Origin of the sequence: Arsukibacterium sp. MJ3 (assembly GCF_000987765.1) — a bacterium.
GTDB lineage: Bacteria > Pseudomonadota > Gammaproteobacteria > Enterobacterales > Alteromonadaceae > Alishewanella.
Window position 1 is genome coordinate 159,561 of sequence record NZ_LAHP01000004.1, and the last position, 13,909, is coordinate 173,469.

At 46.4% G+C, this 13,909-nt stretch carries 13 protein-coding genes and 1 riboswitch; of the genes, 3 read left to right on the forward strand and 10 right to left on the reverse strand.

The features are described from left to right. Positions 1 to 21 precede the first annotated feature (21 nt). The 8 genes from VT06_RS04640 to VT06_RS04675 form a co-directional block, all read right to left on the reverse strand. The gene (locus VT06_RS04640) at positions 22 to 1,026 is read right to left on the reverse strand and encodes an ArsA family ATPase (protein WP_046553104.1); all 1,005 of its coding nucleotides are present in this window, start codon (positions 1,024 to 1,026) and stop codon (positions 22 to 24) included. Continuing rightward, positions 1,017 to 1,289 carry a cory-CC-star protein gene (locus tag VT06_RS04645; protein ID WP_046553105.1) on the reverse strand — a complete coding sequence of 91 codons (273 nt, stop codon included), beginning with the start codon at positions 1,287 to 1,289 and terminating at the stop codon, positions 1,017 to 1,019. Before VT06_RS04645 ends, VT06_RS04640 begins: the two co-directional genes overlap by 10 nt. After that, the gene (locus VT06_RS04650) at positions 1,286 to 2,971 is read right to left on the reverse strand and encodes a carbon starvation protein A (protein ID WP_046553106.1); all 1,686 of its coding nucleotides are present in this window, start codon (positions 2,969 to 2,971) and stop codon (positions 1,286 to 1,288) included. The genes VT06_RS04645 and VT06_RS04650 overlap by 4 nt, the downstream gene beginning before the upstream one ends. A 126-nt stretch (positions 2,972 to 3,097) precedes the next feature. Continuing rightward, entirely contained in the window at positions 3,098 to 3,451 is a 354-nt protein-coding gene (locus VT06_RS04655; protein ID WP_046553107.1) for a YdbL family protein, read from the reverse strand. 10 nt (positions 3,452 to 3,461) lie between these two features. Next, a complete protein-coding gene (locus VT06_RS04660) occupies positions 3,462 to 3,653 on the reverse strand; it encodes a YnbE family lipoprotein (RefSeq protein ID WP_235357359.1) in 192 nt (63 codons plus the stop codon). After that, positions 3,650 to 6,325 (reverse strand): YdbH domain-containing protein, encoded by a 2,676-nt coding sequence (locus VT06_RS04665; RefSeq protein WP_046553109.1) that lies wholly within the window; start codon positions 6,323 to 6,325, stop codon positions 3,650 to 3,652. The genes VT06_RS04660 and VT06_RS04665 overlap by 4 nt, the downstream gene beginning before the upstream one ends. Positions 6,326 to 6,497: 172 nt before the next feature. After that, complete coding sequence (locus VT06_RS04670) at positions 6,498 to 8,195, reverse strand: M28 family metallopeptidase (protein WP_046553110.1); 1,698 nt, start codon at positions 8,193 to 8,195, stop codon at positions 6,498 to 6,500. 86 nt (positions 8,196 to 8,281) lie between these two features. Next, a complete protein-coding gene (locus VT06_RS04675) occupies positions 8,282 to 8,878 on the reverse strand; it encodes a hypothetical protein (RefSeq protein ID WP_046553111.1) in 597 nt (198 codons plus the stop codon). A 120-nt stretch (positions 8,879 to 8,998) separates the two neighbouring features. On the opposite strand from VT06_RS04675, the gene VT06_RS04680 reads away from it, so the two are divergent. Together VT06_RS04680 and lysC are read left to right on the forward strand one after the other, a co-directional pair. Next, positions 8,999 to 9,268 (forward strand): DUF3081 family protein, encoded by a 270-nt coding sequence (locus VT06_RS04680; RefSeq protein WP_046553112.1) that lies wholly within the window; start codon positions 8,999 to 9,001, stop codon positions 9,266 to 9,268. Positions 9,269 to 9,459: 191 nt separating this feature from the next. Beyond that, a riboswitch (Lysine riboswitch) is annotated at positions 9,460 to 9,629 on the forward strand. A gap of 91 nt (positions 9,630 to 9,720) precedes the next feature. Beyond that, positions 9,721 to 11,070, forward strand: coding sequence for a lysine-sensitive aspartokinase 3 (lysC, locus tag VT06_RS04685; protein ID WP_046553113.1), 1,350 nt, complete (start codon positions 9,721 to 9,723; stop codon positions 11,068 to 11,070). A gap of 62 nt (positions 11,071 to 11,132) precedes the next feature. Here lysC and VT06_RS04690 read toward each other — a convergent pair whose 3' ends face one another. Continuing rightward, positions 11,133 to 12,374, reverse strand: coding sequence for a dicarboxylate/amino acid:cation symporter (locus VT06_RS04690; protein WP_046553114.1), 1,242 nt, complete (start codon positions 12,372 to 12,374; stop codon positions 11,133 to 11,135). A 107-nt stretch (positions 12,375 to 12,481) separates the two neighbouring features. Further along, positions 12,482 to 13,138, reverse strand: a complete 657-nt coding sequence (queC, locus tag VT06_RS04695) for a 7-cyano-7-deazaguanine synthase QueC (RefSeq protein WP_046553115.1) — start codon at positions 13,136 to 13,138, stop codon at positions 12,482 to 12,484. A gap of 97 nt (positions 13,139 to 13,235) precedes the next feature. On the opposite strand from queC, the gene queE reads away from it, so the two are divergent. Next, positions 13,236 to 13,904 (forward strand): 7-carboxy-7-deazaguanine synthase QueE, encoded by a 669-nt coding sequence (gene queE / locus VT06_RS04700; RefSeq protein WP_046553116.1) that lies wholly within the window; start codon positions 13,236 to 13,238, stop codon positions 13,902 to 13,904. Positions 13,905 to 13,909 lie beyond the last annotated feature (5 nt).

Here is a 13,909-nt window from a genome sequence, read left to right on the forward strand (position 1 = left end):
TGATTAGTCGTAATAAATCAGCTATAGACCAGCTTGTTGCAGTAAATTGGCAATATGTTGTAGCGCAGAGAGCCCTTGAATATCTGTGGTTTGCAGTGGCACTTTGTAGCGGGGCAGGTGGCCAAAATCCTGCTTTATTTGCGCCAAATGAATTTTTTCCTGGCTGCGCCGTGCTACCAAAAACTGGCCGTCAGCGCTATCGGGTAAAATACGGTTCACCACTAAGCCGGCTAGTGGCAGTTTTTCTTGCAGTAAGCTTTGCACTGCCCGACCCGTTTCCAGGATAGGCAGTTTTTCTGGTGTTAACACAAACAACAGCGCTGTTTGGCTAGCGTCCGTTAATATTTCTCGGGTGCGCTGCAGTAAACGCTGACGGGCCAGTAAGGTGTCAGTAATGGCTTTATTGCGCTCGTCCATACCTGCAGTAGCATGCTCGCTTGGGTCGGCTAAAGGGTTGCTAACATCACGGCCGCCTTTAGGGGTTAAATGGCTTAGCACTTCGCCGAGCTTTTCTGAGCGTTTATTGGCATTCAGTAAGCCCTGAGTCCAGGCGGCCATGGCTTCTGGCAGACTGAGTAAACGTAAGGTATGGCCGGTAGGCGCGGTGTCGAAAATCACTAAATCATAGTCTCTTAAACCCAGCTCAATAACATTGGCCATCCGCTCCAGCATGGCGGCTTCCTGTGCACCCGGTGAATGGCGGGTTAAGCGCATTTGCCGTTCAATTTCATTGTACATTTCGGGTCGGGTAAAGCGTTTTAGTTGGGCGCTAACGTTGGCCAAATGCTCAGCAATTTGACGGTCTGGATCAAGCTCTAACCCGTCCAGGTTAGGGGCTAAACGGGTAATTTTATCGCCGATGGCACGATTAAAGGCATCACTTAGGCTGTGCGCCGGATCGGTTGAGACCAGTAATACACTTTTGCCACGATGGGTGGCCAGCAAAGCTAACGCCGAGCTGATCGTGGTTTTCCCGACACCGCCCTTACCACCGATCAGCAACAACCGTTTTTCGGTTAACAACATTTAATATTATCCAACGGGGAGTGGGGCATACCAATGCGGGTATGCCAGTCATGAAAACGCTCCATTAACAGCGGTTGTAACTCCAGGGTGTAATAACTGGCTGGGTTTGGCACACCCATCATTTCAGAAAAAATCAGTAGCATAAACAGGTCATCCTCTTCACGCTTAGCACGCGCTATAGCACTGCGATAAGGTGCGTTGTAAGCCTCTTCGGCATAAAAACTGGCTTGGCGAAACCAGGCCTTGATGCTATCAAACTTCATGTTTTATCCGTTACCGGGTTGGCTTTGTTTGCCTTAATTTGTTTGGTTAACGTGGCCGTACACTCAAGTGACACCAATATTGCTGCCGCTAATACCACTAAATCTAAACCAAACAAGAACCAGTCGCCTTTGACATAAAAACTTTTTAGCTGGGTCAACAGCGCCAGTGTCGTCATTAAGAGCAAAAAGATTAATGGGCCTAGCGTATACCACATAGGCCGGCGTTTCTTTACCAACATTACGGTAATAACCAATAGGGTTAAGCCCGCCAGTAACTGGTTTGTGGTTCCAAATAATGGCCAGATTAACATACCGCCAGAGCCGTCACCGCCGGCACCAAACGCCAGTAATAAACATGACCCCACTGCCAGAAAAGTCGCTGGCACGGCTTTTTGCATCCAGCCAATATTATAAATATTGCCCCATTCCTGAAAAATATAGCGTTGCAGGCGTAGGCCAGTGTCCATAGTGGTACCGGCAAAGAGCACGACCATTACCGTTAGCAGGGTCTGCGCTAACACGGTATCCATGCCAACACCCTGTTGCAGAATATTCGCACCGCCGGAAATAAAAGCGGATACGCCACCTTGTCCAAAACTATGATAAATCGATTGCCAGTCAGCCAGGCTGGCAAAACCAGCCGTAGCCGCAATAATAGCAGCCAGCGCTAATGAACCTTCGCCCACGGCACCAAAATAACCGACAAAGCGCACATCCGGTTCTTTATCCAGTTGTTTTGAGGTGGTGCCGCTGGAAACCAAGCCATGGAAGCCTGAAATGGCGCCGCAGGCAATGGTTACAAATAACAACGGGATCATTGAGGGGGTGCCTGCGGGTAAGTCAGTGTTAAAAGCTGGCGCGACAATCTCCGGGCCTGAAATAAGTACGGCGCCGTATAATAAAATTAAACCAATGAAGAGCTGAATGCCATTAATATAATCACGTGGTTGTAACAACATCCACACCGGTAGTAACGAGGCGATGGCGGCATAAGCGAATAGAATAATAATCCAGCTTTGATTGTCACTAAGTGGGCCAAGTGTTTCAGGCAAAGCCAGTGGCAGCATGGGGCCAACATAAATCATGGCATAGAGTGCTACAACACCAACAATGGTAACCAGTAGTAGGTTGATAAGCTTGCGATAAATGAGCTGACCGATGATCAGGGCAACGACAATAGCACCCCACACCGGAATGGTGGCGCTGGGGAAATTAATTAATTGGCCAGCAATAACCACCGCAAAAACGGCGTTAACCATGATCAGTACCAAGAAAATAACGATCATAAAGATGCTGCGAGCCCGATTACCAACTATGTCACCCGTAAGTGAACCAATCGACTTGGCCTTATTACGGGCGCTGGCCCAAATAGCGCCAGCATCATGCACCCCGGCAAAGAAAATGGTACCAAAAACAACCCATAAAAACGCCGGAACCCAGCCCCAGATCACGGCAATAGCCGGACCTATAATGGGAGCTGCACCGGCTACCGAGGTAAAATGATGCCCCCACAAGATATATTTATTGGTGGGGACGTAATCAACACCATCCTGCATTTCGTGAGCAGGGGTGCGAAAATAAGGATCAACTTTGAAGATTTTTTCACAGATAAACTTAGAGTAAACAAAATAGCCTAAAGCCATAGCGCCTAAGCCCATCAACATCAAATATATCGCATTCATTCCACTACCTCTGATAGGGTATTAACGTCAGAATAAGCATAGTACATCAGAGGGTAAGCAACAGGCATGCGACTTAAGTCTAACCATACCCGCTTTGCAGCGGGCGATCTAACTATTTGGTTTAACTTAACGTTTTTGCACCCAAGCACCATTTAGAAAAATAAAATGGCCACTGGCGGTTCGTTCAATAGCTTTTTGGCCAGCAATTGCTTCGACATCGGCTACGGCAATATTATTTTGTTTGGCCATACGGCTGTATTCAGCACGGCGGGCGTCATTAATTAACTTAACAACTGCCTCGCTATCGCTAGTGCTGTTAATCACCCCTAAATAACCATTAGGTTGTTCGCCAACAGTGCCTTGTACTTTTGCCTGCCCCAGCGCTGCCATTGCTTGTTGCAGGTTCATGGCCAGTACTGGCAAACTCATCGCAAATAACAAACCGGCCAACATCAAATGGGGTTTAGTAAATCGTTTCATTATGTTCTCCTTAAAATAAGCCACTGTTATCGCTAAATAATTCATCAAGTTGTTTATCAACCTTAATGTAAATTTCGTGCTGAATTTTTACATTCAAATTGATATTTATAGGTTCATTGGGCAGTTCTACCTGAACTTTTGGGGTGCAGGCAGATAGCAGCAAGCTGGCTGCTACCATTAACCCGGCTAATAGTTTCATCATTGGTCTCCGTTAGCGGCAGTCGCCGCTTGTTGTTGTTTAAGATATTGTTGCACCCGTTTGGTGATCAGCTCATTTAACTTGTTGGTTAACTGCAAGCTGGTAATTAATGCCGGTAAGTCTTCTTCTAAATTCACATTTAAATTTATGGCTCGTCCTTGTTGCATATTTGGATTACTACCTTGCAAACTCAAACCCAGCAACAGTTTACCGTTGGTGTCGTAACTTACTTTACTGCTAAGCACGGAATACTGAAAATTATCCAGTGCATCAAATACCAATTTCATGTTGCTGTTGGCACTGGCCATCGCCTTAGTACTTTCAGATCGGTACTGTAACAAGCCACCTGGCTTTTCTGCCGCAATATTGCCATCAGTAATACTCATGCCTTTAGCACTAATAGCGAGCGGCACGGTACCAGAGAGTTTGCCATTGCCCGTTAAATCGTTTGATGGGTGTTGTTGTAATAAACTGGCTAAATCTATTTGCTGTAGCGTTAAAATAAGTTGGTTTTCAGCCTGATTAAAATTCAGTTGTTGATTGTTGGCGCTAATTAGCCCTTGCATAACCTGTAGCTCGGCCCGGCGTAATGTTAGCGTAGTATGCTCGGGGGCCGCCAGTGGTAGCACTGCTGTGGCACTTAACGAGAGTGGTCCTAACTCGAAGCCATGGTTAAGCCGGTTCACCATTAAATCGTTGCTTTGCAGTTGTAACAGATTGTCATTAAGCGTGATATCAATAGCGGCATTAAGCCCAGAAAACAGGCTGCGGTCATAAATGCCACCAATATCACCTAATAGTAGCTGATTACTGCTACTGTTAGCAGTGGCACTGAGGTTAACACTGCCGCTTGCGGCTAATTTACCCTTAGTTAAACTTAGTAAGGCGGGCCAGCCAGAAAAGGTTGTACTAAGCGGATTGCCAGCCAGCATAAAGATGTCGGTCAATTGCCAAGTTAATGCTAATGCACTGGTGGCGGGCTGATACGTCAACTGATGAAGGATGTTTAAGCCAGCCGTATTGCTTAGCTGACCATTTACTGTCAGGTTTTGTAGCGTACCAGTTAGCAAACCTTGCCACTGCCAATTCTGACTGATTAATGTCTCTTGGCGTAAGTCAGTAACGGTGGCGTGTAGGTCACTATTGAATTCAGTTAACCCATCTTGATCACCGTTAAAACGGCTGTTGGTTAAGCGTAGCGTCACGCTAGCAGCACTAACGGTTTCAGTTTTAATGGCACTCGTTATAAAGCTGTTATCAGCCAGTTGCAGGTGCCAGCTGTCAGTTTGCCAATACCCACTGAAATGACTGTTCAGTTTAAGATCCGTTAGCGTAACGGCAGGCTCAGGTAGCTGCCACTGGCCAATGCTGGCATTGAGTGTGACCATGTTAATCATCAGCTGGGGCGCCGCGCTCAAATTCAGTTGTAACTCGCTGTTTAGGGTAAAAGCGGTGTTGCCTGCACTACTTAGCTGTATTTGCAATGGCAATGTGCTCAGGCTAAGTGGGCCGGTGGTGGTAGAGCTTAAGACAATTTGCACCGGGTTTAATGCCAGCCCGTACGCGCGTATTGCCGGCGGTAGCACTATATCGGTCAGGCTGCCATTGCCGCTGAGTTGCCAGCGTTTTACTTGTTGATTTTTCAGGCTAAACGCAACATTTAGCTCGCCTTTAATCAGCCCCACTTGCGGCAGAAAAAACGGATCGGGCAGTCGGGCAATCGCAATAGCATCAATATCATGGCTGTCAAGCAGGCTGGCAAGATTGCCCTCTGCTGGGATCTGCCAATTAAGCGTAGTGTAAAGTTGTACTGGTTGTTGAAACTGCGCTAACCAGCTTGCTGGTAATGATATACCAAAACGTTGCAGCAGTGCCTGATTAGCCGGTGTCGGTGGTGATAACGCGACGGCCAGCTCGGTGATCGCATTATTATTACTCAGATTTAGTTGTTGCTTTAAGCTTAAACCGAGTTGCTGATCCTGCTGTAATGTTAGTGACAGCGAAGGTTGCGGCGTAGCTTGATAGCTGACATTAAGTAGCAGCTCGTTAACGGCTTCTGCAGCCGTTGCTGTACTACTAATGCTAAGTTGACTTTGCCAAATACGATGACTAGTTGGTTGTGTTGTAGGTAAATTGTGTTGATTACTAGCTATGTCCGTCTGATCAACAGTATCGTCCGTCTGATCAACAGTATCTACTGTGTCGGTATAGCGTACAACACCATTTAACGTTAACGGACAGTGGCCCGCCGGGCAGGGCAATAGTAACGTGGTGTTACTTATAGCAATATTTGCGGGTAACCATGCCGGTAGCTGCCAGGTGGCGGGTAAGCTTAATGCGCTGCTGGTGTTGGGTTGTTCGCGGCTAGCCGTGCTGTCCAGTTGGATCTGGCCCGAGCCAATACTAAGTTGCATCAGTTGCGGTTTGAACCATTGCGGCCATTGCCAGTGGATATCGACATTATCTAAGGCTATTCGCTGCCGGCTACCCGGTTGCTCTAGGCTAAATTGCAGCTGCTGCAACTGCAGGTTGCTTAAGGTAAATCGTTTAACGTCAAATTGCAGTTCATGGACCCCAGCTTGCTGAAGCTGCTGCTGCAGATACCCGTAAGCTAGCGCCGCCATTACTGGTATGCCAATTAATAAAATAAGTAGTGCCTTTAACCCTCGTCGCATAGCTCGTCCTGTGAGACCGTCCGAAAATACCTGCAGTCATGTTAACAATGACTGTAACCAAGCCTAGCTGAATACGTTCTGAATTAGCAAATTAAGCCAAAATAGCCGGACATGTCAGTTGCAAGGCAGAAAAAAGGGCAGCTTGAGCTGCCCTGAATTAATTGCGGAGAATTTACTGTCGTGCTTCGGCTGAGGCATCGCGAATAGCGCGAAATTCGTTACCCTGATACCAGTTTGGCCACTGCCGGCTATTGGCCAGTTCGTTACCTACGCGAAAATACAAATATAAATCTTGCTGCGCGCCGCGTAAGTCGAAATCATCACGCCATTCGTCCTGTACTTTGTGGTAACAGCAGCTGTTATATTCTGCACGCTGAGCCGCACCCCATTCCCGACCATTTTCAACGTGATCATTACCACCCTTAGCATACAAAATAGGTACGCCTTTTTTCGACAAACTAAAATGATCTGAACGATAAGCAATGCCTGCTTCCGGGTTAGGTTCTTGCACGGCATAGCGGCCTTGTTGCTCAGTATATTTCACCAAAATCTGCTCTACTTCGGTATTGCCAAGCCCCACAATTACCATATCTTTCATTGGACCGTACATATTCATAACGTCCATGTTTATCGCGGCCGCAGTTTTTTCCAAAGGAAATACCGGATTAGCAGCATACCAGGCAGAGCCCAATAAACCCCGTTCTTCAGCCGTAACTAATACAAAAGCAATTGAACGCTCTGGTTGGGGTTGCTGAGCAAAATATTCGGCCAGGGCAATAACGGCACCGGTGCCACTGGCATTATCCTGAGCACCATTAAATACTTTATTGTCAGGGTTAGAAAAATCCATACCTAAATGGTCCCAGTGCGCCATATAAAGCACATATTCGTCAGGGTATTTACTGCCTTCTATATAACCTACGACATTGCTTGACGTGAGTTCGCGTAAGTTATTGTTAACTGAGACAGAGGCTTTGGCTTGTAACGATACTGGTGTAAAGTCGGTGGCTAAAGCTTTTTTGTGCATGGTCGCTAAATCGGTACCAATATTGGCAAACAATGTTTCTGCCGATTCGGTGGTTAACCAGCCTTCCACTTTTGCTCTGTTCATGTTTTTGTTTTCGTTAACCAGATCAAACTTGATTGGCGAGCCATGCGCCACCACACCCCAACCGTAGCTGGCAGGAGCAGTTTCATGAATAATCAGCGCCATTGCCGCACCCTGGCGGGCAGCTTCTTCAAACTTGTAAGTCCAACGACCATAGTACGTCATGGCGTTGCCATTAAATAACTCAGGATCTTGCGTAGCATAGCCTGGGTCGTTAACAAACATCACTACTGTTTTGCCTTTTACATCCAGGCCTTCGTAATCGTTCCAGTTATACTCGGGGGCAACGATACCGTAACCGACAAACACCATTTCGCTCTCTACAACGCTGACTTGATCAGTAATCTGAGTGGTCCAGGCGATCATTTCATCACGATATTTAAAACTCGCCGGCAAATTCTCACCGCTTAGGCTCATATCAGAGACTTGCTTGGGATCAATTTGCACCAAGGATACCGGTTGCTTATAACTGTCACCGTCGATTGGTTTTAAACCGATACGTTTAAAATTTTCTTCCAGATAGGCAACGGTTAATTCTTCCCCTTTGGTTGCTGGAGCGCGGCCCTGAAACTCATTAGAAGATAGCGTTTTTATATATTCTGCTAAACGCGGGTTAAAATCGGTGTCGACTAGCTCAACAGCATCTGTGGTTACTGCGGGTGTCGTGTTTTCCGGTTCAGCAGGTTGTTTTGAGCAAGCACTTATGGCCAGTATACCGGCTAAGGTGATGCAAATAGTTGAAAACTTTATTGGCGTTTTCATAATGGCTCCAGTAATGACGTGGTTGTTATTTATTTTTGGTTTTTAGGTGTTTATATTTCTTAAATATTTATATAACGAACATTACATTAATCAGCATAGCCCCAAGGCGTTGGCGGCATGGCTACTGGCTGAGTCAAATCAAAGTCGACTTTAAATTCACGCCCTTCGCGAATCAGCCGGTAACTAAAGGTTTCTGGGTAAATAAACATTTGCCAAATATTGGTATTCGACTGCGGAATACCGCTGGCGGTAAACAATTCTTTCGAATATTGATCAGCATGAAATGACTGGGCCGTTGCCCAACCTGCATCGAGGGTCTGGCCGCCATACATGGTTTGGTCGTCATGGCTGCCATCGGCATTGCGGTGATCATGCTTCAGGGTTAAACCCGAGCCAGTTTTCGTAATGATCCAGGTACGAGAATGGTTATCGCCAACATGAAAGGGTATCTGTAACTGACTATCGGTACATTTACGGACATGCATAATCAACGGCCCCTCAAAACCCGGTGCAGCTGGATTATCTACCGCTACTTTACCTGCAAACGCTTTACCACAGAGCGCTTTCAGATGATTAAAGTAGGTATCGTGTGTATCAATAGATACGAGGGGGGCGTCCTGCACAATATTGGCAGTCGAACTGAAACTTAGCAGTGCTATTGAGGCAATAAGCATCTTTTGCATTTTTTTCTCCCTAATAAGACGTCTGTACTATACCTGTATTGCGTAATAGCATCAAACCAATGGGTTATAACTGCTATGCTAAGCGACAAACGCAAGCTTAATTCTTAACCAAGGACTTTTATGCAAAATGAACTTGATGGGAAATTATTATTAAACGTCTATTCCAAAGTAGAGAAAAATGGTCAATCGGTTACCACTAATAATGGTGCGGGCTTTACCCTCGACGGTCTGACAGTTAGTCAGGGTTTTGACGGTTACGAAGTGTATTATGCGTCATCTAAAGTACAGCTTACTTTGGGCTTTCATCATAAATGGCATAGCGATGCCCAGAATGAAAAAGACATGGATGCCTTTATTGAGCTGATTAAACACATTAACAACAACTACTAATAGCGCTAATTTATTGATTAAATACCGTTAATGCTAAGGCAGTATTCAGTTAATGCTGTTATTATGCGGCGCGAAGTAACCGATTTATATCGGTATGCGTGCGCCTGAGCTACCTAAACTAATAGACGGCTACAAGGCTATTGCTATCTGACGGCTGACAAGGTAAAGTAATTTCCGTCAATCATATCTGATAGACCAGAAGAGGCGCGTTAACCAGGCAACCCGCGATAGAAGACTATATTTCGTAGCGTGGGCTAGGGGGATTAACGCCGAGAAAGTACGTATTATAGTCAACGTATTTTCGGTCGTGCAGGCTGAATCCTGCCGACTGTCACCTGTTTGGTGGAGAGCTTCTGGCCTTTGTTATCGATAGCAACGGTCTTTTTATTCCCGTTTTGCTGCAATTAGCAAAAGCCATGCTCTGCTTATTTTATTTGTAAGGAGAGATACACTTGTCCAATCTTATTATCGCTAAATTTGGTGGCACCAGTGTCGCTGATTTTGATGCTATGTCCCGCTGTGCCGATATTATTCTGGCGAATAATGCTATTCGGGTAGTAGTGGTAAGCGCCAGTTCTGGTGTGACAAATCTGTTAGTGGAAATTACCAAAACCACCAATGTTGCTGAACGATATGCTGCTTATGCCGGTATTGAAGCTATCACCCTGGCGGTACTGAACCACCTGCAGCAACCAGAACAGGTTGCTCAGGTAGTCGAATTGTTGCTGACAGAACTTAAAGCATTAATTGAGAATAGCGGTTCGGTATACAGCAGTGCACACAAAGACCTTATTCAATCCTTTGGTGAACGTTTAAGCTCTGCCTTGTTCAGTCAGGTTCTGGTTGAGCGGGGGATTGCAGCGCAGTGCTTTGATATTCGCCGGATTATGCGCACCGACAGTCGCTTTGGTCGGGCCGAGCCGTTGATTCAACAAATTGCTCAACTGGCTGAGACTCATTTAGCACCACTGCTGGCCGAGCAAATTATTGTTACTCAAGGGTTTATTGGCCAGGACACATTTGAACAAACGACAACGCTTGGTCGTGGCGGTTCTGACTATAGTGCTGCCTTGCTGGCGGAAGCGTTGCAAGCGGATACGGTGCAAATATGGACCGATGTAGTTGGTATTTTCACTACCGATCCCCGCTTAACCGATCAAGCCCGCTGTATTGCCGAAATTAGCTTTGATGAAGCGGCTGAAATGGCAACATTCGGTGCTAAGGTATTACATCCGGCTACGCTAATCCCCGCTATGCGTTGCAACATTGGCGTTTTTGTCGGTTCTAGTCGCGAACCTGCTGCTGGCGGCACCTGGATTGCCAGAGAAGTGCAACAACGGCCACCATACCGTGCCATTGCATTACGTAAATCGCAAACGCTCATTACCGTAAAAAGCCCTGATATGTTGCATGCTGCCGGCTTTTTAGCGCGGGTTTTTGATATTTTAAGCCGCCATCATATATCGGTAGACTTGGTGACCACTTCGGAGATAAGCGTTGCGTTAACCCTCGATGAAGGCGGTATTACCAGCGCCTTTAGTCATGCAGTTGAGCCTGCATTACTTGAACTGCGTTTGTTTTGCGATGTAGAGGTAGAGCAGGGGTTAAGCTTAATAGCGGTTATCGGTAACCATTTACACAGTAGCAAAGGGGTAACTGGTGAATTATTCCAAACACTGGAGCGGATTAATATGCGGCTGATTTGCCATGGTGCATCAAAGCATAATTTGTGCTTTTTAGTACAAGATGCCGATGCCCCAGCCGTGGTAAAACAGCTTCATGCAAGCCTGTTTAGCGCTTGAACTTAGTATCTGGCCTCAGCCTAGGTATATCAGCGCTGAGGCTATAATGATTAGTAAAAAAGTCAGTTGCTGGCTGAGATCACTGTAACTGGCTCGCTATTTTCGTCTACCAGCCCTTCTGAACGACCTACTACTAAAGCCACCATCGTATCGCCGGTTACATTAGTAGCGGTGCGCATCATATCGATGATGCGGTCAACAGCGGCGATAAAAGCAATACCTTCCAACGGTAACCCAACCACGCTAAGCGTGACGGTTAACATTACCATGGCCGTACCCGGAACGCCTGCGGTGCCCAGTGAAGCCAGGGTGGCGGTGCCGGTGATAAGCACATAATCAAGGGCATCGAGTGGGATGCCATAAATATGGGCAATAAAAATAGCGGCTATTGCCGGGAAAATACCGCCGCAGCCGTCCATGTTAATAGTAGCGCCGAGCGGCAGCACAAAGCTGGCATAGTTTTTTGATACTTTAAGATCTTCGGTAACCACTTTATGGGTCACCGGCAAGGTGCCGTAACTGCTGGCACTGCTATAGGCAACCAGTTGCGCCGGTAACACCGCTTTGAAAAACTGACGCATACCCATACCGCCAAAGAGTTTAACCAGGCCACCGTACACAACAATGATATGAATAAAGCAGGCGATATAGATAGCAATAATAAATTGGCTAAGTGGCAGCAGGGTGGCTAAACCAAAACTGCCTACTGCCCAGGCCATTAAACCGAAGACACCAAACGGGGTCAGTTGCATCACCATCCGGGTAATTTGATACATAATTTCAGTGCCGGCATGCACCAATTTCTTCATAGGGTCGGCTTTTTCGCCCACCACATTGATGGCAATACCGACCAGGCTAGCAAACACTATAATTTGCAGCACATTGCCGTTGACCAGTGCGGCCACCGGATTGGTAGGAATTAAACCGGTAATAACATCGGCGACTGGCGGAATGGTGCGCTCGCGCACTTCGCTGGCCGTTAATTGCAGCGCATCGCCCCAGTTCATAAGGCTACCCACTGTTAAACCAATTAAACTGGCAATAAAGGCGGTAAATAGAAATAAACCAATAGTTTTGCCGGCCAGCTTGCCCATTTTCTGGTTGTCCGCCAGTGAGGTAATACTGGTGATCAACGCGAAAAATACCAGCGGCACCACTAACATGCGTATAGCATTAATAAACAAGGTTCCCAAGGGTTTAAATACTGTGGCAGTTTCACCCAGTACTACCCCCGCCAGTATTCCCAGCATCAATGCACCCAATACCCGCTGCCAAAAAGGAATCGCAAACCAGAAAGCAAACATAAGCCACCGCCATATCAGAAAGTTGCGTCATTATAAAGACGAGTAAAGCGGCAACAAGGCTGCTTTACTCTATGTTATAACCAGTAGTTCTGGATAAGTTTCAGCATTTATTCATAAGGCAGGGGATCGGTGGCGTTATTCAGATTAAACGCTTCTAAGCGTTCCTGACATGAACCACATTTGCCACAGGCCTTATCGCGGCCGTTATAGCAGGTCCAGGTTTTGCTGTAATCAAGCCCCATGGCCAGGCCGTCTGCTAAAATTTCAATTTTGGTCTGATACAAATAAGGGCTGACAATATCAACTGGCTGATAATTGGCAATTTGGCAAACGTCATTCATTTTTTGCACAAATTCTGGCCGGCAATCCGGATAAATAAAATGATCACCTGAATGCGCGCCATAGAACACGGCTCTGGCGCCAATAGAGTCAGCATAACCTACTGCCAACGACAATAAAATCATATTGCGGTTGGGCACAATGGTCGACTTCATATTGTCGGCGGCATAATGCCCTTCGGGTACGTCAATATCACTGGTGAGGGATGAGCCAGCAATCAGCTGGTTTATTGCCGAAATGTCGACGATTTTATGCTTTATATTCATATCTTTACAGACATTTGCTGCGCAAATAAGTTCTTTTACATGGCGCTGGCCATAGTTAAATGACAAGGCATAAACATCATGGCCGGCAGCAACGGCTTTGTGCAGGACGGTAAAGGAGTCCATGCCACCAGAATAAATAACCACAACTTTTTGGCTCATTATTGTCTCTCTCTTGTATAATAGCGCTCAAACTGGCCGCGCATTGTACTTGAACATGGCGGTTAGATCACCTGCTTGAATTTAAGGAAACAGCGGCTTGTTATATAAGGTTAATGAAGTATTTGAAACCATCCAGGGCGAAGGCAGCTTTACTGGCGTGCCGGCTATTTTTGTCAGGTTGCAAGGCTGTCCGGTCGGCTGTTCCTGGTGCGATACCAAGCACACCTGGAGCATAAACCCCGATTTGAATATTACCCTTGATGCCGTAATGGTTAAATCGGCTGAAACAGAGCAGTGGGCAGCAGTAAGTGCAGAGCAGATACTGGCCTTGTTTAAAGCTAAAGGCTATCAGGCGCGGCATGTGGTGATAACGGGCGGCGAACCGTGTATGTATGATCTACATCCATTATGTGACTTGTTGCATGATGCTGGTTATCAGAGCCAAATTGAAACCAGTGGTACATTTGAGATTTTAGCGCCATTGCAAAGCTGGGTAACCGTATCACCAAAAGTGAATATGAAAGGCGGTTATAAGGTCCTGCAAAGCGCGTTAGATCGAGCCAATGAAATAAAGCACCCGGTCGCCATGGACAAACACATAGAGCAACTATTGCAATTATTGCACCGCACCGATACCTCGGCTAAGTTAATTTATTTGCAACCTATTAGTCAGCAAACTAAAGCTACTGCCTTGGCAATTGCGTACTGTAAAAAACATAATTGGCGGCTCAGTGTGCAAGTGCATAAATATTTGGGAATTGAGTAATTACT